Genomic DNA, 20398 nt, shown 5'->3' on the forward strand with positions numbered 1-20398 from the left:
GCTTCGGCCCTCCCCTTCGTTCGTTCCCGTGAGCGTCGCGTCTCTCAGGACACTCACGGTTTCTGTGGACGGCGTTCCGGTGCGAGCGGCCTTCGCGTCGTCAGGAGACAACTCGCCGGCGAGTAACATTTTATTCAGTGTTGTTCCTGCCGGAAGCTTCATACGTCGTCTCGCGGATCGTCCGGGTACACGAATGGCAGTACTCTTGCTGGAGGACGTCAACGCCGACGACGTCGGTACCGTCGGCGGGAAGGCGGCGTCGCTCGGCGAACTCATCGGTGCGGGGCTTCCGGTGCCGCCGGGGTTCGTCGTCACCGCGGGCACGTATCGCACCTTCATCGAGGAGGCCGGAATCGACGAGGAGCTGTTCGACGCGGTCGACGTCGACCCGGAGGACTCCGCCGCGCTCCGCGAGGCCGAGGCGACGGCGGAACGCCTGATCCTCGACACGCCGCTGCCCGAGGAGGTGCGTGAGGAGATCCTCGAACGGTACCGGTCGATGGGCGAGGACGGCGCGGAGGCGTTCGTCGCGGTCCGGTCGTCGGCCACGGCCGAGGACCTGCCCGACTCCTCGTTCGCGGGCCAACAGGAGACGTTCCTCAACGTCCGGGAGGACGACCTCCTCCGGCGCGTCAAGGAGTGTTGGGCCTCGCTTTTCACCCAGCGAGCGATCTACTACCGTCAACAGCGGGGGTTCCCGCACGCCGACGTCGACATCGCGGTCGTCGTCCAGCGGATGGTCGACGCCGACAAGTCGGGCGTCATGTTCACGAGTCACCCCTCGACGGGCGAGCCGCAGGTCACCATCGAGGCCGCGTGGGGGCTCGGCGAGGCGGTGGTCTCCGGCACCGTCTCGCCCGACAACTACGTGTACGACCGCGGGCGGGGCGAGGTCGACGAGGTCACGATCGCGGACAAGAAAGTCGAGATGATGAAGGACCCGGAGACGGGCGAGACGGTCCAGCTCGACGTCGACGAGGACCGGCGGAGCGAGCGAGTGCTCTCGGACGCGGAGATCGGCGACCTCGTCGCGCTCGGCGAGCAGGTCGAGGCGCACTACGAGACCCCCCAAGACGTCGAGTGGGCGATCTACGACGGGGAGATCTACATGCTCCAGTCGCGGCCGATCACGACGATCCGCGAGGGCGAGGGCGAAGCTGACGCGTCCGGCACCGGCGGCAAGACCCCGCAGAAGTCGACCGCCGGCGACGCGTCGTCGGGTCGGCCGGGCGCGACCGGCGTCCCGAACGGCGGCGAGGCCGACGACGCCGACGTCCTCGTCGACGGACTCGGCGCCAGCCCGGGAATTGTCTCGGGCGCCGTCCGGATCGTCCACAAGCTCGACCACCTCGATCAGGTCCAAGAGGGCGACGTGATGGTGACGGAGATGACGATGCCGGACATGGTGCCCGCGATGAAGCGCGCGGCCGGCATCGTCACCGACGAGGGCGGGATGACGAGCCACGCGGCGATCATCTCGCGCGAGCTCGGCGTCCCGGCCGTCGTCGGGACCGGTAACGGGACGCGGGTCCTCGAAGACGGGCAACAGGTCACCCTCGACGGCGACAAGGGGACGATCCGGGCGGGCGAAGACGAGTCCGCCGAACCGGGCGAGGAGTTCGAGCCGGTGGAGGCCGCGCGGCCCGAGACGCCCGTCAAGCCGATGACGGCGACGGAGGTGAAAGTGAACGTCTCGATCCCGGAGGCGGGAGAGCGCGCCGCCGCGACCGGCGCCGACGGCGTCGGCCTGCTCCGGATCGAACACATGGTGTTGTCGCTCGGGAAGACGCCCGAGAAGTACATCGCCGACCACGGCGCCCGCGCCTACCAGGACGAACTCATCGAGGGCGTCCGGCAGGTGGCCGACGAGTTCTACCCGCGTCCGGTCCGGGTGCGGACCATCGACGCGCCGACCGACGAGTTCCGCGAGTTGGAGGGCGGCGACGGCGAGCCGGCCGAACACAACCCGATGCTCGGGTGGCGCGGGATCCGGCGGAGCCTCGACAAGCCGGAGCCGTTCCGGCAGGAGCTGGCCGCGTTCGCGCGCCTCTACGAGATGGGGTACGACAACCTGGAGGTGATGTTCCCCCTGGTCAACGACGCGGCCGACGTCGAGGGGATCACGCGCCACATGCGCGAGGCCGGGATCGACCCCGAGACGCACCGCTGGGGCGTGATGATCGAGACGCCCGCCAGCGCGCTCCAGATCGAAGAGCTGGCTGCCGCCGGCATCGACTTCGCCTCCTTCGGCACGAACGACCTCACGCAGTACACGCTCGCGGTCGACCGCAACAACGAACACGTCGCCGACCGGTTCGACGAGCTCCACCCGGCCGTGCTGCGGCTCATCGGCGACACCATCGAGGCGTGCCGCGAGCTCGGCGTCGACACCAGCATCTGCGGACAGGCCGGCTCGAAGCCCGAGATGGTCGATTTCCTCGTCGAGAAGGGCGTCTCCTCCATCTCCGCGAACATCGACGCGGTCCGGGACGTTCAACACGAGGTCAAACGGACCGAACAGCGCCTGCTGCTCGATTCCGTCCGTTGACGACGTGACGTGGGTCCGAGACGGCGGGTCAGAGAGCGGAACGGGTAAGACCCGTCCCCTGTAACGGGAGGGCGGATGCAACAGCCGGAGCCGCGACCGCAGTCGTTCGACCGGGTGCTCTCGTCGATGTGTACCGAGCCGCATCCGGCGGCCCGCGCGGCCGCCGAACGGTTCCTCGCGACGAATCCCGGTGACCCGGCCACCTACGAGACGGTGGCGTCGCTGGAGGAGCGCGCGGTCGAGCGGCTCGCGACGCTGGCGGACCACCCGAGCCCGAGCGACGCCGCGGGGTACGTCACGAGCGGCGGCACGGAGGCGAACGTTCAGGCGGTGCGGTCGGCGCGGAACCGACACGACCGGAGCGACGTCAACGTCGTCGTCCCGGAGAGCGCACACTTCTCGTTCACCAAGGCGGCCGAGGTGCTCGGCGTGGAGCTCCGGACGGTTCCCGTCGACGACGCGTACCGGGCCGACACGGCGGCGGTCGCGGCGGCGGTCGACGACGCGACCGCGCTCGTCGTCGGCGTCGCCGGCAGCACCGAGTACGGCCGCGTCGACCCGATCCCGGAGCTGGCCGCGATCGCGGACGAGGCGGGCGCGCGGCTCCACGTCGACGCCGCGTGGGGCGGCTTCGTCCTGCCGTTCACCGACCACGCGTGGTCGTTCGGCGACGCCGCGGTCGACACGCTGACCGTCGACCCCCACAAGTTCGGCCAAGCGCCGGTCCCCGCCGGCGGGTTGCTCGCCCGCGACGACGCCGCCCTCGACGCGCTCGCGGTCGACACGCCGTACCTCGAGAGCCGGTCGCAGGCGACGCTGACCGGGACCCGGAGCGGGGCGGGCGTCGCGGGAGCGGTCGCGGCGATGGACGAGCTGTGGCCCGCCGGCTACCGCGAGGCCGCCGAGCGCGCGGCCGACAACGCCGCGTGGCTCGCCGAGGGGCTCGCGGACCGCGGGTACGAGGTCGTCGAGCCCGAGCTCCCGCTCGTCGCCGCGGCCGTCCCCGAGCCGGAGTTCGCGGCGCTCCGCGACGCCGGGTGGAAGGTCTCGCGGACCGGCGCGGACGAGCTGCGCGTGGTGTGTATGCCCCACGTGACGCGGTCCGCGCTGCGAGCGTTCCTCGACGACCTCGACCGCGTTCGCCGGTGATCGGGGCTCGGTCGCTCCGCGACGTTGGCTTTTGACGATCCCTCGACCGAGATCGGCCGCGAGAGACGCGTGAAACGGGCCGACGCCGGGCGGGCGTGAGATGACCCGCTCCGCGGTCGGATCAACATATTCACTACGGGTCATCACGAACCGGGCAGTATGAGCTCGGACGACGTCTCTCGGCGCGCGTTCATGCGGACGGCCGGCGGTGCGACGGTCGCCGCCGGCGCGGCGACGGCGACGGCGGGGACGGCGGCGGCACAGGAAGTTGAACCCGACTGGCCGAGCGGTGCCTCAAGCGGGAACGTCGGGTCCTACACGGACGCTCGCGGGCAGGACTCGGTGACCATCTCGGTGGGCGCCGGGGACCAGGGCCTCGCGTTCGACCCGACGCTCGTGTGGGTCGACGAGGGGACGACGATCACTTGGGAGTGGACGGGCGCCGGCGGCAGCCACAACGTCCAGACGGTCGAGGGCGGCGGCCCGGCCAGCCTCGACAGCGGCAACCCCGTCGGCGAGGAGGGGACCACCTACGAGTACGAGACCTCCGGCGAGGACGCCGGCATCACGCACTACCACTGCGTTCCCCACACCGCGGTCGGCATGCACGGCGGCATCGCCGTCGGCGGCGACATCGCCACCGTCGAGGTCGGCGGCGGCAGCTCTGACGCCGTGTTCGTCCCGGACGCCGCCCGCGCGCTCGGTATCGCGACGTTCATCGCGATGGTGAGCACGCTGGGGCTGGCGTTCGTCTTCATGAAGTACGGCGGCACGATCAGGCGGGGAGACGAAGCGTAGCCGAGCCGGTTCGACTCCCGACCCCGGTGTGACCCGACCCGGGGCCGATTCTTGACTCCGGGCCGATTCCTGGCTCGGGGCCGATTCTTGACTCCGGGTCGACTTCCGGCCCGGGCGTTTTCTGACTCGTTCCGGTTTTCCACGACTCGAAGTCGCGAAGACACCGGAGAGCGGGGGCAACGCGCTCAGTCGTCGGCGGCGAGCGCCTCGTAAAGCGCGACGTAGCGGTCGATCACCGCGTCGTGGTCGTAGCCGGCGAAGTCGCGGTCGACGGAGCGGCGCTCCAAGTCGCCGACCGCGACGAACTCGTCGGCCAGCTCCGCCGGACTGGTCACGAGCCGGCCGCGCTCGCGTCCCTCGACGAGCTCGTGGGCGCTGGAGTCCGCCTGGTACTCGACGAGGGCGACGCAGCCGCACGCGACCGCCCACAGCAGGTCGGTCGCGAACGTCTCCCACGTGGCGGTGGCGACCGCGACGTGCGTCCCCTTGAATATCGGTATCCGCTCCGCCGTCGGCAGGTCGCCGAGGAACGTCACGCGGTCCTCGATGCGGAGGTCGCGGGCGGTCGCCTCGATCCGACCCCGCTCGGGGCCGTCGCCGATCACCGCCGCGGTCCAGTCGCGACCGCGGAGCTCGGCGAGGCCGAGGAGGAACGTCTCGACGTTGGCGTGGCGGTCGAGCCGGCGCGAGTACACGGCGTCGAACCGGTCGTCGACCGACGCGTCCTCGACCGCGCCGAAGTCGATGCTCTCGGGGACGACGCGGACGTCGTCGCCGTCGGCGCCGTACTCGCGGACGCGGGTCTTCGTGGTCCGCGACGGCGTCGTGACCGCGTCCGCGCGCCGCGCGAGCGGGCGGTACCAGCGACGGGCGTCGGCCGGGTGGTCGCGCCACCAGTCGACGACGACCGGCGTCCGCGAGAGCGTTCCCCCGACCGTGGCGGCGAGCGCCGGGGTCGGCGGGGTGTTGACCGCGTGGACCACGTCGGGGGCGGCGCGACGGAGCGCCCCCGGGAGCCGGGCGGAGAAGGCGCCCGGCGCGGGCTCGGCGGTGACGGAGCGATACTCGATGCCGTCCTCGTCGAAGGCGTCGTGGTCGCCGCCCCACCAGCGGGCACAGAGCCAGACGACCTCGTGGCCGCGGTCGGCGAGGCGCCGGGCGGTCCGGAGGGTTCGCGTTCGTGCCGGGGTCTCCCCGTGTCCGGGAGCGAAGAGCGAGACGAACGCGACGCGCATACGCCGACCGGACGGCGGGCGCCGATAAAAAGACACGGCATCCGGGCGGGAGACGGCGTGCCGCCGGCCCGTCGACGGCGCGTCGAACACCGACCGAGCGGGGCACCGCCACCCGAAACGGTTTCCGGTCACGCGCGGAACCGAGTGACATGCGACAGTACGACATCGAGCGCTACCTCAACGTGCGGAACGCCGGCGGCGCCGACCTCGGTCCCGACGGACGGCTATCCTTCCTCCTCAACACGACCGGGACGGGGCAAGTGTGGTCGCTCCGCGAGACCGAGTCGTGGCCGGAACAGCACACCTTCTTCGAGGAGTCCGTCTCCTTCGTCGACTCCTCGCCGGAGCGCTCCGAGGCCGTCTTCGGCATGGACGAGGGCGGCAACGAGCGCGCGCAGCTCTACCGGCTCGACTACGAGTCCGGGGCGATCACCGACCTGACGGCGAAGCCGGAGTCGAAGCACCGGTGGGGCGGCTGGGACTCCGCGGGCGACCGGTTCGCGTTCGCGTCGAACCGCCGCGACGAGGCCGTCTTCGACGTGTACGTCCAGGGCCGCGACGAGACCGGCGACGACGCCGAACTGGTCCACGAGGGCGACGGCTGGCTCTCGGTCGCCGGGTGGTCGCCGAGCGACGACCGCCTGATCGTCCACGAGGCGTCCTCCTCGTTCGACCACGACGTGTACACCCTGGAGCTGGAGAGCGGCGAGTTGACCCACCACACTCCCCACGAGGGCGACGTGCGGTACGCCAGCCCCGAGTGGGGCCCCGACGGCGAGGGGATTTACCTCGTCACCGACCGGGGGAGCGACACGCTCCGGTTGGAACGGCTCGACCTCGCGACCGGCGAGTTCGCCGTCGTCGTCGACGGCGACGAGTGGAACGTCGACGGCATCGCGATAGACGAGGACTCGGGGCGGCTCGTCTACTCCCGGAACGTCGACGGCTACACGGAACTCACCGTCGGCGAACTCGACGGTCCCGGTCGGATCGACGAGCTCCGCGCGCCCGACCTGCCCGAGGGCGTCGCGGGCGGCGTGAGCTTCGGCCCGGACGGCGAGCGGTTCGCGGTGACCGCGACGGGCAGCACGCACAACGCGAACGTCTACGTCGTCGACGCCGCCACCGGGGAGGCCGAGCGGTGGACGCGCGCCTCGACCGCCGGGATCCCGGCGGACTCGTTCGTCGAGCGCGAGCTCGTCCACTACCCCACCTTCGACGGGCGGGACATCCCGGCGTTCTTCTCCGTGCCGGAGACGGAGCCGCCCGAGTCGGGGTACCCGGTCGTCGTCGACATCCACGGCGGCCCGGAGTCGCAGCGGCGCCCCTCCTTCGCGTCGGTCACGCAGTACCTGCTGAACAACGGGTACGCCGTCTTCGAGCCGAACGTCCGCGGGTCGTCGGGGTACGGGAAGGCGTACTCCGGGCTCGACGACGTGGAAAATCGGATGGACTCGGTGAAGGACATCCGCGAGGGCGTCGGGTGGCTCCACGACCACCCGGAGGTCGATCCCGACCGCGTCGTCGCGATGGGCGGCTCCTACGGCGGGTTCATGGTGCTCGCGTCGCTCACCGAGTACCCGGAGCTGTGGGCCGCGGGCGTCGACATCGTCGGCATCGCGAACTTCGTCACGTTCTTGGAGAACACCGGCGACTGGCGGCGCTCGCTCCGCGAGGCCGAGTACGGCTCGCTCGACGCGGACCGCGAGTTCCTCGAATCCGTCTCCCCGATCAACAACATCGACCGGATCGAGACCCCGCTGTTCGTCCTCCACGGCGAGAACGACCCGCGGGTGCCCGTCGGCGAGGCCGAACAGATCGTCGAGAAGGCGCGGGAACAGGGCGTCCCCGTCCGGAAGCTCATCTTCGACGACGAGGGGCACGGCTTCGCGAAGCTCGACAACCGGATCGAGGCGTACCGCGGGATCGTCGACTTCCTCGCCGAACACGTCTGAAGGGTCGCCGTCCGGTCCCTCGTCGCCGCGCTCAGGACCGGCACGCCCGTCCCGTGGCCGCCGAATGCGGGCCCGGTGTGGACGGGACGGCTGTCACCGTCGTTCGTCTCTCCGATTTTTCCAGAGCGGATACAGCTCCAAGAGCGCGATCAGCGAGATCGCCACACCCGCTACCAACATCAGCGTGTCCGGATCAATGTCACGCATGCTCACAGTACGGTCCGCGGCCTCAAATCGTTTCGTGCGGTTCGTGGGAAGGTGGGCCGGCCGTCGGCGGTCGAGAGACGGCGTCCGCTCGTGCGGAGTCGCCAGTGTTGACGGGGACGAAGCGCGTTCGTCGCCGATACCGAGATACATTAGGGTGGGGGCCGTACCGGAAGTATGCTCCAAGATCCGGTCGACGCCGTGATAGACGACGAGCGCGTGTTCGCGGCGGTCATGATCGTACTGTCGGTCCTGATCTTCGTGCTCGTGTTTCGGAGCGAGCGGTCCCGGTCATCGTGACGCCGCCGCCGGCGACGTGAGACGGATACGGCCCGAAGTAGAGCTCACAGCAAGGAAACACATATGCCCGTCTGGGGCGTTCGTTGTATGTGAGCGATACAACAGAGGAAACGGCGGCCGAAGTTGTCGAAGAGGTCGGTAGTGACGGACTCGGACCCGCGGTGTTCGCGTCAGTGGGGTCGGTGGCACTCGCGCTGTACTTCTACTACGTGCGCGGCGACAAGCAGCGCGGGCAGTTCGTCGGGCTGTGGCCCGTGACGATACTCGGTCTCGCGTCTTATTTCAAGCTGGAAGAGATTCGAGAAGCGCTCTCGGCGAGCGACGACTGAACGGAGTCCACTCGGACCGTCCGGTTGCGTCCCGACACGCCGTGGTCCCTTCCGGTGCCGTAGTTCGTCCGTGACCGCCGACGGACACGAACGGCCGTGACGGTTATACGCACGCGCGGAGGAGCATGAGGGAATGAACGGGTCCGAACCGCTCGGGTTGCTTCTCGATCAGGCCCGAGACAAGATCGCCCTGGTCGACGACGAAGGGCGGTTCACGTTCGTCAACGGGGCTTCAGAGCGGATTCTCGGCATCCCGCCGGCGGAGCTCGTGGGCGAGATCTCCTTCGAGTACATGCACCCGGACGACCGCGAGGCGATCCGTGCGGCGTTCCAGCGAGCGATCACCAGCGACGAGTTCGCCGAGGAGACCGTCGAGTACCGCCACCGCACCGCGGACGGGTCGTGGGTCTGGCTGGAGAGCCGGATGTCGAATCTCACCGACGAGGAACTCGACGGGTACGTCGTCAGCTCGCGGGACGTCACCGACCGCGTTCAGGCCGAACGCGACCGCAGAGAGACGGCGTCGCACCTCCAGGAGCTCGCCGCCGTCTCCAGTGACGCCCTCTGGATGTTCAACGCCGACTGGTCGGAGCTCCTGTTCGTGAACCCCTCCTACGAGGAGATATACGGGTCGTCCGTCGACACGCTCGAAGGCGACCCGAAGGCGTTCCTCGAAACGGTCCACCCCGACGACGTGCCCGCGGTCACGGACGCGATGGACCGGCTCGCCGAGGGCGACTCCGTCGACATGGAGTACCGGGTGAACCCCGAAGAGAACTACAACCGGTGGGTGTGGGTCCAAGGCGAGCCGATAATCGAGGACGGCGAGGTCGTCCGCATCACGGGGTTCACGAAGGACGTCACCGACCGCCGCCGTCGGGAACGACAGCTCGTCGTGATGGACAACCTCCTCCGCCACAACCTCCGGAACGATCTCAACGTCGTCCTCGGGCAGGTCGAGGTCCTCGAGTCCGAGGTCCCGGGCGTAGACGGACAGACTGCGGTGATCCGACGGGTCGGGGAGCGGCTGCTCGAGACCGCGGAGAAGGAACGCGAGATAATCGAGCTGATCACCGAACAGGCGGAGACGGAACGGATCGCCCTCCACGAGGTGGTCGCCGACTGCGCCGAGACCGTCCGGGAGCGGTATCCCGACGGAACGGTCGTGGCCGAGGCGCTCGACGCCGCCGTCGTCGACGGCCGCGCGGAGCTGCGGTCGGCGGTGATCGAGCTGCTCGAGAACGCGATCCGACACGCGGACGGGGACGACCCGACCGTGACGGTCGCCCTCCGGCGCACCGAGGACGACGCCGAACTCGTCGTCAGCGACAGCCACGCGCCGATACCCGCCGTCGAGCGACGCGTGCTCACCGGCGATCACGACATGACCGACGTGTACCACAGCAGCGGGCTCGGGTTCTGGCTCGTCTACTGGAGCGTGGAGCTCTCGAACGGATCGATCGCCGTCGACGCCGACGCCGCCGACGGCAACGAGATCACGGTCAGCCTTCCGCGACGGCGCGACTGACCGGCGACTTCACTCCCAGTCGGGCCCGAAGTCGGGGTTCAGCTGGCGGTCGGTGCGGCCGAGCGTGTCGATGGCCTCGACGTCCTCGTCGTCGAGTTCCAGGTCGAGGCTCGCGAGGTTATCGCGGATGTGGTCGATCCCGGTCGCCTTCGGGATGGCGGTGATCCCGGACTCGCGCAGCCACGCGAGGCTCACCTGTGCCGCGCTGACGCCGTGTTTCTCGGCGATGTCGGACACCGTGGGGTCGTCGAGGATGTTCCCGCGGGCGAGCGGCGAGTAGGCCACGAGTTCGACGTCGTTCGCGTCCGCGTACTCGCGGAGCTCCTCCTGTCGGAGCAGCGGGTGACACTCGACCTGGTTCGCGAACGGCGCCTCCCCGAGCGCGTCGGTCGCGGCGTCGAGGTGGTGCGGCTCGAAGTTCGAGACGCCGATCCGGTCGATCAGCCCCTCGTCACGCAGTTCGGCGAACGCCGGCAGCGTCTCCTCGGGCTCGTACTCCCCGGCCGGCCAGTGGACGTACATGAGATCGACCGAGTCGACGCCGAGCTTGTCGAGGCTCTCGCGGGTCGACGAGGCCACGTCCGCGGGCGAGAGCTGGTCGATCCACACCTTCGACGCGAGGAAGATCTCGTCGCGGTCGACCTCGCTCTCCGCGATTCCCTTCCCGACGGCCGCCTCGTTGCCGTAGATCTGTGCGGTGTCGACGTGGCGGTAGCCGGCGTCGAGCGCGTTCGTCACCGACTCGGTACACTGGGCCGGGTCGTCGTTCTCCCACGTGCCGAGCCCGAACACGGGCATCCCGTTGCTGGTCGGCACCGCCGGCTGCTGCTGTTGGTCTGTCATCGATCGCTCCTACTCGCGTGAGCCGAAAACCGTTTGCGGTAGGGGCGGGGGCCGCCGCGGAAGCGGCGCGGGCGACCGGGCGGCGGTCGCGATCGGGTGCGGCGGCCGTCGCGCCTCAGTCGTCCAGCAGCGCCCGCGAGGAGTTGGTGACCACGAGCAGGCTCGACGCCCCCATCGCGACCGCGGCGAAGAGGGGGTTGAGGAGGCCGGTCGCCGCGAGCGGGATGGCGACCGCGTTGTAACAGAACGCCCAGCCGATGTTCCCCTTGACGCGGCGGCCGGCCGCGCGCGAGAGCTCGAAGACGGTCGCCACGGAGCCGAGCTCGTCGTCGACGATGGCCACGTCGGCGGCGTCGGCCGCCATCGCGGTGCCGCCGCCGAGCGCGACCCCGAGGTCGGCCGCCGCGAGCGCCGGGGCGTCGTTGGTCCCGTCGCCGACCATCACGGTGACGCCGCGCGCCTTCAGCCGCTCGACCGTCTCGGCTTTGCCCTCCGGCGGGACGCCGGCGAACACCGACGAGACGGCGTCGTGCTCGGCGAACACCGTCGCGGCGCGCTCGTCGTCGCCGGTGAGGACGATAACCTCGACGCCCGACTCGTCGAGCGCCGTCACCGTCTCCTCCCAGCCGTCGCGCAGCTCGTCGCCGACGACGACGAACCCCTCGGCGGCGCCGTCGCGCCCGACCGCGACCGGGACGCGGCCCACGTCGCGCGCGTCGGCGACCGCCTCGCGGATGTCGCCGGGGACGGCCCACCCGCGCTCGTCGAAGAGGTCCGGGTGACCGACGACGACTTCGGTCCCGTCCACGACGCCTGAGACGCCCCGCGCGTGGCTCTCGAAGGACTCGACCGCGGGCGCGTCGGGCTGAGCGTCGCCCGCCGCGGCCGACTCGGCCGACTCCGTGCCGCCGTCGGCGACCGCGGGCGACGCGCCGGCCGTCGGGTCCGCGTCGGGGCCCGCGGCTTCGAGGTCGGCCCGGGCCGCCGCGATGGCCTGTCCGACCGGGTGCGCGGAGCGCGATTCGAGCGCGGCCGCGAGCCGAAGCAGGTCGTCGTCGACCTCGCGGGCGGTGAGTCGCATCTCGCCGGTCGTCAGCGTCCCCGTCTTGTCGAAGACGACCGTGTCCGCGTCGCGGATGCGCTCGAAGACGGTGTCGTCGAAGACGACGATGTTCCGCTCCAAGGCGTCGCGGATCCCGGCGGCGACCGCGAGCGGGGTCGCGAGCCCGAGCGCGCACGGACACGAGACGATGAGCACCGTGAGCCCGACGAGCATCGCGTCGGTCGGGCCGCCGCCGAGCGCGAGCGACGCGCCGGCGGCCACGGCCGCGATGACGAGGACGGCGGGCACGAAGACCGTCGCGAGCCGGTCGGCGAGCTTCTGGACGCCGTGGTTCCCGCTCTGGAGGTCGTAGACGAGCTCGGCGACGCGGTCGAGGCTGGAGGTCGCGTCCGGGCCGACCGCGACCGTGAGGGAGCCGTCGGCGACGACGGAGCCGCCGACCACGGCGTCCCCGGCGACCTTCCGGACCGCGAGCGACTCGCCGGTGACGACCGACTCGTCGACCGCGGCGTCGCCGTCGACCGCCTCGCCGTCGACGGGGATCCGCTCGCCGGCGCGGACGAGGATCCGGTCGTCCGGCCGCAGCGCGTCGACCGCGACCGACTCCGTCTCCCCCGCGTCGGTCAGCCGCCGGGCGTCGTCGACTTGGACCGCGGAGATCTCGGAGAGCAGCTCCGTCGCGCGGTCCTTCACCGAGTCCTCGTAGTGGTTGCCGACGGTGACGATGACGATGATCGCGACGGTCACGTCGTAGTAGATCGACGGGGAGTCGACAAATATCACCGCGAGCGTGCTGTAGAGGTAGGCGCTCACCGCCGCGATGGCGACGAGGAGGTCCATGTTCGGCGAGCGCGTCTTCGCGCTGACGTACGCCCCGCGTAAGATCGGCTTCCCGGTGAAGAAGAGGACGATGGTGGTCAACACGGCGATGACGATGAAGAAGTACGTGCCCGAGGTCGAGGCCATCGCCTCGTTGAGGTAGTCGAGGGTCCGTTGGTTGTAGAAGGGGAACGCGAAGTACGTCGGATAGATGAGGACGATGTACTGCAGCATGACGGCCATCCCGACGAGGACGCCGGCCGCGAGCCGCGCTGTCGCCATGTTGCTCGCCTGCCGGCGCGAGAAGGCGTCGTCGCGGGCGTACGCGCTGTACCCCAGCCCGCTCACCGTCTCCGTGAGGTCGTCGATGGTGATCGCGGTCGGGTCGTGGTCGATCCGGACCGTGTCGGTGACGTAGCTCGCGCTCGCCGCGCTGACGCCGTCGGCGCCCGTCGCCACCGTCTCGATGAACGCCTCGCAGGTCGCGCAGTGCATCCCGTCGACTTCGAGGAACGTCGCCTCGTGGTCGTCGGGGACGTCGCGGTCGTCGAGATCACCCGCGTCAGTCTCGACGGCCCCTTCATCCGCCCGCCGGCGCTCGCGGACCGCGTCGGCGTCGACGTCCACGTCGCCGAGGGCGCCGTACACGTCGCGACAGCCGGTACAGCAGAACCGGTTGCCGTCGCCGTCGGTCACGTCGACCCCCTCGGTCGGCAGCTCACAGAGGGTACACTCGCCGGCTGTCGTCTCGCTCATCTCACATCCCTCCGTGGCCGGCGCCGGCGACGTCGAGCGGGTTCCAGAACGGGAGCCGCGGGTGCGGGATCTGGACCCCGATCGCCATCAGTCCGTGCGCGAACAGCACGTAGCCGAGCGCGACGAACGCGACGCCGAGCAGCCGGTGGACCCGGCGACGGTGGACGGGGTCGATGCCCTCGATCAGCGTCCCGTAGACGAAGACGGCGGGGATCGTCCCGAGCCCGAGCGCGGCGAGGGCGACGCCGCCCGCGGCCGGCGAGCCGCTCGCGAAGGCGTACAGGTACGCCGGGTAGAGGATCGGACAGGGGAGGAGTCCGTGGACCGCGCCGAGCGCGACGATCCCGGGGCCGTTCGCCAAGCGGTCGACGTGGCCCGTGAGCCAGCCCGTGACGCGTTCGAGCCCGGGGAGATGGACGCCGCCGGTGGCGCCGCCGAGGAGATAGCGGACGCCGACGAGGATCACGGCCGCGCCGACGAGGAGACCGACCCCGCCGCGGACGGCCTCGGCGGCGCCGGTCAGGGTCGCGGTGGTCACGAGGACCGCGCCGCCGAGCGCGCCGAGGGCCGTCCCGATGGTGGCGTAACTCGCCGCGCGGCCGACGTTGAACAGCGCGTGCTGGCGGACCTCGTAGGTGGTGAGGTGGCCGTCGCGAGCCCCCGTCCGGCCCGAGGTCCCGGCGGCGTTCGCGCCGCCGTCGGTCCGCCCGGCGTCGGCGTCCATCCGGCTCGCGTACACCGTGACGAGCGGGCCGCACATCCCGATACAGTGTGCGCCGCCGAGCAGCCCGATGGCGAGGAACAGCAGGACGTCGGCCCCGAGGAGCGCGGAGAGGGTCATTCGGGTCGGTCACTCCTCCACGACGACCGTCCCGAACATCCCGCCCTCGCGGTGCGGGATACAGACGTACTCGTAGACGCCCGGGACGGTGAACGTGTGTTCGAACCGGTCGCCGCTCTCCAGTAGCCCGCCGAAGTCGGCGTCCCACGCCGTCTTCGCGGACTGGTAGTCGTCGAATCCGCCCGAGGCGAAGAACTCGGCGGCGTCCGGGATGCCGCCCTCGGTGGCGGTGACGGTGTGCCCCCGCGCGCTCGTGTTCTCCCAAATGACGGTGTCGCCGGTCGAGACCGTGATCTGTCGGGGTTGGTACGCGGCGGCGAGCATGCCGACGTCGTAGTCCGGTTCGCCGCCCACGCCCGCGCACCCGGCGAGACCGACGGTCGTCGCCGCGCTCCCGACGGCGCCGGCCCGTCGAAGGAACCGTCTCCGGTACATACCATGACTCGGGGCCTGAGCCGTTTCAATATCGCGGTCGCCCCCGCCGACTGGGAAGGAGTGCTCGCCGGCCGCGGGTCGGTCTCAGCCGCCGACCAGTTCCTCGAAGACGCGGCGCTGCGCGGCCGCGAGGTGCTCGGAGAAGGTGGCCCGGGCGATACCGATCGCGTCGGCGACCTCGGTCGCGCTCGCCCCGCGGGGGTGTTCGAAGTAGCCGAGCCGCTGTGCGGTGCGGACGACCTCGCGCTGTCGCTCCGTGAGCCGCGCGCGGTCGACGACGACGGGGTCCGACCGGGTGTCCGCCCCGCCGGAGCGCGTGAGCCGTTCGAGCCGCACCGACCCGCCGGTCGCCTCCAGCGCGTCGACGACGTCGCCGAGGGGGTCGGCGGTGGGCAGCGAGAGCCCGAGCCGGACCCGATCGGGCGCCGTCCGGACCGAGACGGTCGAGACCGGGTAGCCGAGCGACTCGACGGCGTCGGCCGGGTACGGACCCGTCGCTCGGCTCCGACACCGGTAGACGAACTCGCCGCCCCCGTCGAAGACGAGTTCGGCGTCGACCGCGCTGTCGGCCCGGAACTGCGAGACGACCGCGTCGTCGACGCGCACGCGGTCGACGTCCTCCGCGACCGCTCCAGGCGGCAGCGCCTCCGCGACCGGGGCGGGAGCCGGGTCGCGGACGACGAGCTCGACGCGGACCCCCGCGTCCCCGGACGCGCCGCGCGGCGTCTCGGAGGGCCCGGCGCTCGCGTCCGTCACGGTTCCCCCGTCGTCCGTCGCGGCGTCGACCGCGGCGGCGTCGACCCGGTCGGCGCGGCCGGCGGCGTCGGCGCCGGTCGACCCGGAGCGCAGGCGGTCCACGGAGCCGGAGTCGGACGACTGTGACCGCCGTTCCATACATCGATCGTGTGTTCGGAGCCGGAAAAAAAGCGAGCCGAACGAGTAGGCGTCCGCCCGCCGCGTCGGCGGTCCTCATAAAGCCCCGTCGAAAGTTGGCAACCGCTCACACGGCCCGAGTGCGTACTGGGCGTATGGGCGATGACGCACTCCGAGGGCAGTCGATCGGGGTGGTAGGCGGCGGGATCGGCGGGCTCTCCGCGGCGGCCTACCTCGCGGCCGCCGGCGCGGAGGTGACCGTGTACGAGCGCGGCGAGCGCGTCGGCGGCGTCGCCGGCCGACTCGAAGTAGACGGGTTCCAGTTCGACACCGGGCCGTCGTGGTACCTCCTTCCGGACCTGTTCGAGCGCTTCTTCGACGACTTCGGGCGGTCGCCGGCGGAGTTCTACGACCTCGCGCGGCTCGACCCGCACTACCGCGTGTTCTGGGACGACGGCGACCGCGCCGACGTGCCGGCCGATCCCGCGGCGGCCGCCGACCTGTTCGAGTCGTACGAGGAGGGGGCGGGAGCGGCGTTCCGACAGTACCTCGCCGACGCGGAACAGGCGTACGACGCCGGGATGGAACGGTTCGTCCTCCCGGGTCGGTCGCGGTTCCGCGACTACCTCTCGCTGGACGTGCTCGCCGGGGGGCGGGAGCTGGACCTCCTCTCCAGCCTCGACGAGACGGTGCGCTCGTACGTCGACCACCCGAAGCTCAGGCAGCTGCTGGAGTACACGCTCGTCTTCCTCGGGGGATCGCCGCACAACACGCCGGCGCTGTACCAGCTCATGAGCCACGTCGACTACGGGCTCGGCGTCTACTACCCGATGGGCGGGATGTACGAGGTCGTCGAGGCGGTCGAGACGGTCGCCCGCGACACCGGCGCCGACGTCCACACCGGCGTCGAGGTGACGGGGTTGGACCCGCTCGGCGACGGAATCGAGGTCGAACTCGGCGGCGACCGCTACGTCCACGACCGGGTGGTCTGTAACGCGCCGCCGGCGCACGTCGAACGCGAGCTGCTCCCGGAGGGGACGGTCCCCCGGCTCGGCGACTACTGGGAGCGGCGGACGTACGGGCCGGCGGCGCACCTGCTGTACCTCGGCGTCGAAGGAGAGATAGAGGAGTTGACACACCACACGCTCGCGCTCCCGACCGACTGGGACCCGCACTTCGCGGCGATCTTCGACGACCCCGCGTGGCCGACGGGAGAGACGGAGCCGGTCGTGTACGTGAACGTCCCGTCGCGGACCGACCCCGCGGTCGCGCCGGACGGCCACGAGGCGGTCGTGACGCTCGTGCCGCTCGCGCCCGGCCTCGACGACACGCCGGAAAACCGGGCCGCGCTCAGGGATCGCGTCCTCGACGCGGTGGCGTCGCGGACCGGCGTCGACCTCCGCGACCGGATCGTCGTCGAGGAGTCGGCGTGCGTCTCGGAGTTCGCGGAGCGGTTCGACCAGCCGGGCGGGAGCGCCCTCGGACTCGCGCACACGATGCGCCAGACCGGACCGCTCCGCCCCGGACCGCGCGTTCGAGGAACCGACCGCCTCTACTACGTCGGCGGAAGTAGCAATCCCGGGATCGGCGTGCCGATGTGCCTGCTGGGCGGCGAACACTGCGCGGCCGCGATCGAGGCGGACGTTGCCGGCGGGCGGTTCGACCGGCTACCGCTTGTTGGACGCTGAACGGCGTGTTCGTAAATTCTCGTCCAATTTTGGTACAGAGAACAAGAATATTTCTAATAATCCGGCACAAGATGAGAATCCGTAAGAAAAGCCTTACCTGTCAGGTTGGTCCTTTTAATTGATACGTTACGTACCCGGGGACGTTACATGCTCGAAACAGCAGCGGCCGACGTACTCGCGCAGGGAATCGTCCCGCTCGAAATGACACAGACCGAGATATTCGAATACATTCAGGCGGACGCGCTGTTGAGCGCCTCGCTGTGGGTGAACATCGCTCTCGCGGGCCTGTCGATCCTCGCGTTCGTCTATATGGGGCGGAACGTCGAGGACCCGCGCGCGCAGTTGATCTTCGTCGCGACGCTGATGGTCCCGCTGGTATCGATCTCCAGTTACACCGGGCTCGTCTCCGGGCTCACCGTCAGCTTCCTCGAAATGCCGGCCGGACACGCGTTGGCCGGGGCGGGGACCGGACCGAACGGCGGCGTGTTCACCCCGTGGGGGCGGTACCTCACGTGGGCGCTGTCGACGCCGATGATCCTCATCGCGCTCGGCCTCCTCGCCGGCACGAACATGAGTAAGCTGTTCACCGCCGTGGTCGCCGACATCGGAATGTGTGTCACCGGTCTCGCCGCCGCGTTGACCACGTCCTCGTACCTGCTGCGCTGGGTCTGGTACGGGATCAGCTGTGCGTTCTTCGTCGTCGTCCTCTACATCCTGCTCGCCGAGTGGGCCGAGGACGCCGAAGTCGCCGGCACCGCGGACATCTTCAACACGCTGAAAGTCCTCACCGTGGTCCTCTGGCTCGGCTACCCGATCTTCTGGGCGCTGGGCGCAGAGGGGATCGCGGTGCTCGACGTCGCCGTCACCTCGTGGGCCTACAGCGGGATGGACGTCATCGCGAAGTACCTCTTCGCGTTCCTCCTGCTGCGGTGGGTCGTCAACAACGAGAGCACGGTCGCCGCCATGGCCTCGGGCCTCGGCTCGGCCTCTCGCGGCGGCGCGGCTCCCGCGGACGACTGACGACGCGGTTTCGGTCGGCGTTTTTTTCAGTCGCCGCTCGCCAGCCGAAGCCGCGGCGGTCGAGAGAAAAGCGCTAAACCCGCGGCGGCGGTGGAGACGGTATGAAACAGGCGATCGTCGCGCGCGCTGACATCGGGATGGGCGAGGGGAAACTCGCCGCCCAGGTCGCGCACGCCTCGCTGTCGGCGTACCAGGACGCGGGCCGACGGACGCGGAAGAAGTGGCAGGGGGAGGGACAGAAGAAGGTCGTTCTCAAGGCGAACTCCGAGGGCCAGCTGTTCGAGCTGGCCGACAAGGCCGACACCGAGGGACTGCCGTACGCGATCGTTCGGGACGCCGGCCACACCCAGCTAGAGCCCGGCACCGTCACCGCGCTCGCGGTCGGGCCGGGGCGCGACGAGACCGTCGACCGCGTGACGGGCGACCTCTCGCTGTACTGAATGGCCCCCGAGTACACCCTCCGCGAGGCGCACCCGACGGAGCGGGCGGTCGGGATCGAACACTACGTCAGCGGCGCCGAGGGGATCGGCGGGCGGCTCCGCGCCAGCCCCGAGGACTTCCGCGTCCGAGAGGTCGAGGCGTTCGACGCGGAGCCGCTCGACGCCGACGTCGGGAGCTACCCGGAGCTCGTCGTCCGCGTCACGCTGCGGGATTGGGACACCAACGACTTCGCGCGACGGGTCTCCGACGCGCTCGGGATCAGCCGCGAGCGCGTCTCGTGGGCGGGGACGAAGGACAAGCGCGCCGTCACCACGCAGCTGTTCACCCTCCGCGGCGTCGACCACGGGGACCTCCCCGAGATCCGCGGGGCCGAGATCGAACCGCTCGGGCGGGCGGGCCGGCGGCTCTCCTTCGGCGACCTCGCGGGCAACGCCTTCGACATCCGGGTGGCCGACACCGTCGACGAGGCCCCCGAGCGCGTCGCCGACGCGGCGAGAGACCTCCGGGCGTTCGCGGGTGACGACTCCGATGGCGACCCCCTGACCGACGCGACCGTCGGCGTCCCGAACTACTTCGGCCAGCAGCGGTTCGGGAGCCGACGACCGGTCACGCACGTCGTCGGCCTCGCCGTCGCCCGGAACGACCCGCGCGAGGCGGTCCGCCTGTACGCGGGCAACCCGGCCGAGACGGAGCCCGACGACACCCGGGCCGCGCGCGACCGGGTCGACGCCGCCTTCGGCGTGGACGCCGCCGTCGCCGAGGGGGGCGTCGCGACCGGCGGCGACGACGCGGAGCGTTCCGCGGCCGACGGCAGCGGCGACGGCGACTGGAGCGGCTGTCTCGACGCGATTCCGGGCAAGCTCCGGTTCGAGCGCTCCATGGTCCACCGGCTCGCCGACCGCGACGTCGACCCCGCCGCGCCGCCGGACCACGACGACTGGTGGCACGCGCTGGAGGCGGTGCCGTCGAACCTCCAGCGGCTGTTCGTCAACGCCGCCCAGTCGTTCTGCTTCAACCGGATCGTGAGCGAGCGGCTGCGTCGCGGGCTCCCGTTCGACCGCCCCGTCGCCGGCGACGTGGTCTGTTTCGCGGACGACGACGCGCCCGACGGGCTGTACGCGCCGGACACGGACCGGCTCCAGCGGGTCGACGCCGACCGCGTGTCGGTGGTCTCGCGCCACTGCGAGCGCGGACGGGCGTTCGTCACCGCGCCGCTCGTCGGCACCGAGACGGAACTCGGCGACGGCGAACCCGGGGAGATCGAGCGTGAGGTCCTCGCCGACGCCGGGATCGAGCCGAGCGACTTCGCGCTTCCCGGCGAGTTCGACTCGAAGGGGACCCGGCGGGCGCTCCTCCTCCGGACCGACCTCGACGCGTCGTTCGCGGGCGGCGACCCCCGCTTCGAGTTCGCGCTCCCGAGCGGCTCGTACGCGACCGTGCTGCTACGCGAGTTCACGAAGAGCGGCCCGCTCGACCTCTGAGGAGGGGGAGTCGGTCGCGCGGGATCGAGCCGTTTGATCCACGTCTGTGTATTTCGAGAGTCGTTCAGTCACCGGAACCACCACGATACTGC

17 protein-coding genes are annotated in these 20398 nt (G+C 70.8%); 11 read left to right on the plus strand and 6 right to left on the minus strand.

Annotated elements, in window-relative coordinates; genetic code table 11:
* Positions 1-193: 193 nt before the first annotated feature.
* The 3 genes from ppsA (at position 194) to ACZ5KW_RS15920 (ending at position 4495) form a co-directional block, all read left to right on the plus strand.
* Positions 194-2548: a phosphoenolpyruvate synthase gene (ppsA, locus tag ACZ5KW_RS15910; protein ID WP_343777233.1), complete on the plus strand. Its 2355-nt coding sequence runs from the start codon at positions 194-196 to the stop codon at positions 2546-2548.
* Between the two features lie 75 nt (positions 2549-2623).
* Complete coding sequence (gene mfnA / locus ACZ5KW_RS15915) at positions 2624-3697, plus strand: tyrosine decarboxylase MfnA (RefSeq protein WP_343777231.1); 1074 nt, start codon at positions 2624-2626, stop codon at positions 3695-3697.
* 159 nt (positions 3698-3856) lie between these two features.
* Positions 3857-4495, plus strand: coding sequence for a halocyanin domain-containing protein (locus ACZ5KW_RS15920; RefSeq protein WP_343777230.1), 639 nt, complete (start codon positions 3857-3859; stop codon positions 4493-4495).
* Positions 4496-4680: 185 nt separating this feature from the next.
* Here ACZ5KW_RS15920 and ACZ5KW_RS15925 read toward each other — a convergent pair whose 3' ends face one another.
* Positions 4681-5730, minus strand: coding sequence for a glycosyltransferase (locus ACZ5KW_RS15925; protein WP_343777228.1), 1050 nt, complete (start codon positions 5728-5730; stop codon positions 4681-4683).
* A 149-nt stretch (positions 5731-5879) separates the two neighbouring features.
* Between ACZ5KW_RS15925 and ACZ5KW_RS15930 the strand changes: the two genes are divergently transcribed.
* The 4 genes from ACZ5KW_RS15930 to ACZ5KW_RS15945 all read left to right on the plus strand — a co-directional run bounded on the left by ACZ5KW_RS15930 (position 5880) and on the right by ACZ5KW_RS15945 (position 10046).
* Complete coding sequence (locus ACZ5KW_RS15930) at positions 5880-7685, plus strand: S9 family peptidase (RefSeq protein WP_343777227.1); 1806 nt, start codon at positions 5880-5882, stop codon at positions 7683-7685.
* Positions 7686-8066: 381 nt separating this feature from the next.
* A complete protein-coding gene (locus tag ACZ5KW_RS15935; RefSeq protein WP_343777225.1) occupies positions 8067-8189 on the plus strand; it encodes a hypothetical protein in 123 nt (40 codons plus the stop codon).
* 89 nt (positions 8190-8278) lie between these two features.
* Positions 8279-8518 carry a hypothetical protein gene (locus ACZ5KW_RS15940; RefSeq protein WP_049932464.1) on the plus strand — a complete coding sequence of 80 codons (240 nt, stop codon included), beginning with the start codon at positions 8279-8281 and terminating at the stop codon, positions 8516-8518.
* Between the two features lie 133 nt (positions 8519-8651).
* On the plus strand, positions 8652-10046 hold the full coding sequence (locus ACZ5KW_RS15945; RefSeq protein WP_343777224.1) for a PAS domain-containing sensor histidine kinase: 1395 nt from the start codon (positions 8652-8654) through the stop codon (positions 10044-10046).
* A gap of 9 nt (positions 10047-10055) precedes the next feature.
* Here ACZ5KW_RS15945 and ACZ5KW_RS15950 read toward each other — a convergent pair whose 3' ends face one another.
* From ACZ5KW_RS15950 to ACZ5KW_RS15970, 5 genes are all read right to left on the minus strand, one after another.
* Positions 10056-10844 (minus strand): aldo/keto reductase, encoded by a 789-nt coding sequence (locus ACZ5KW_RS15950; RefSeq protein ID WP_343777387.1) that lies wholly within the window; start codon positions 10842-10844, stop codon positions 10056-10058.
* A 160-nt stretch (positions 10845-11004) separates the two neighbouring features.
* Complete coding sequence (locus ACZ5KW_RS15955; RefSeq protein ID WP_343777223.1) at positions 11005-13527, minus strand: heavy metal translocating P-type ATPase; 2523 nt, start codon at positions 13525-13527, stop codon at positions 11005-11007.
* A gap of 1 nt (position 13528) precedes the next feature.
* Complete coding sequence (locus ACZ5KW_RS15960; RefSeq protein ID WP_343777221.1) at positions 13529-14368, minus strand: sulfite exporter TauE/SafE family protein; 840 nt, start codon at positions 14366-14368, stop codon at positions 13529-13531.
* A 9-nt stretch (positions 14369-14377) separates the two neighbouring features.
* Positions 14378-14803, minus strand: coding sequence for a plastocyanin/azurin family copper-binding protein (locus tag ACZ5KW_RS15965; protein ID WP_343777220.1), 426 nt, complete (start codon positions 14801-14803; stop codon positions 14378-14380).
* Positions 14804-14887: 84 nt separating this feature from the next.
* A complete protein-coding gene (locus ACZ5KW_RS15970; protein WP_343777219.1) occupies positions 14888-15697 on the minus strand; it encodes a helix-turn-helix domain-containing protein in 810 nt (269 codons plus the stop codon).
* Between the two features lie 134 nt (positions 15698-15831).
* Here ACZ5KW_RS15970 and ACZ5KW_RS15975 point away from each other — a divergent pair, with 134 nt between their 5' ends.
* The 4 genes from ACZ5KW_RS15975 to truD all read left to right on the plus strand — a co-directional run bounded on the left by ACZ5KW_RS15975 (position 15832) and on the right by truD (position 20306).
* Positions 15832-17364 carry a phytoene desaturase family protein gene (locus tag ACZ5KW_RS15975; protein ID WP_343777218.1) on the plus strand — a complete coding sequence of 511 codons (1533 nt, stop codon included), beginning with the start codon at positions 15832-15834 and terminating at the stop codon, positions 17362-17364.
* Positions 17365-17565: 201 nt separating this feature from the next.
* Positions 17566-18384: a bacteriorhodopsin gene (locus ACZ5KW_RS15980; RefSeq protein WP_343777386.1), complete on the plus strand. Its 819-nt coding sequence runs from the start codon at positions 17566-17568 to the stop codon at positions 18382-18384.
* A 101-nt stretch (positions 18385-18485) separates the two neighbouring features.
* Positions 18486-18824: a peptidyl-tRNA hydrolase Pth2 gene (gene pth2, locus ACZ5KW_RS15985; RefSeq protein ID WP_343777216.1), complete on the plus strand. Its 339-nt coding sequence runs from the start codon at positions 18486-18488 to the stop codon at positions 18822-18824.
* Positions 18825-20306, plus strand: a complete 1482-nt coding sequence (gene truD / locus ACZ5KW_RS15990; RefSeq protein WP_343777215.1) for a tRNA pseudouridine(13) synthase TruD — start codon at positions 18825-18827, stop codon at positions 20304-20306.
* The last annotated feature ends 92 nt before the right edge of the window (positions 20307-20398 follow it).

It is taken from the genome of Halorubrum ejinorense, from assembly GCF_055389685.1.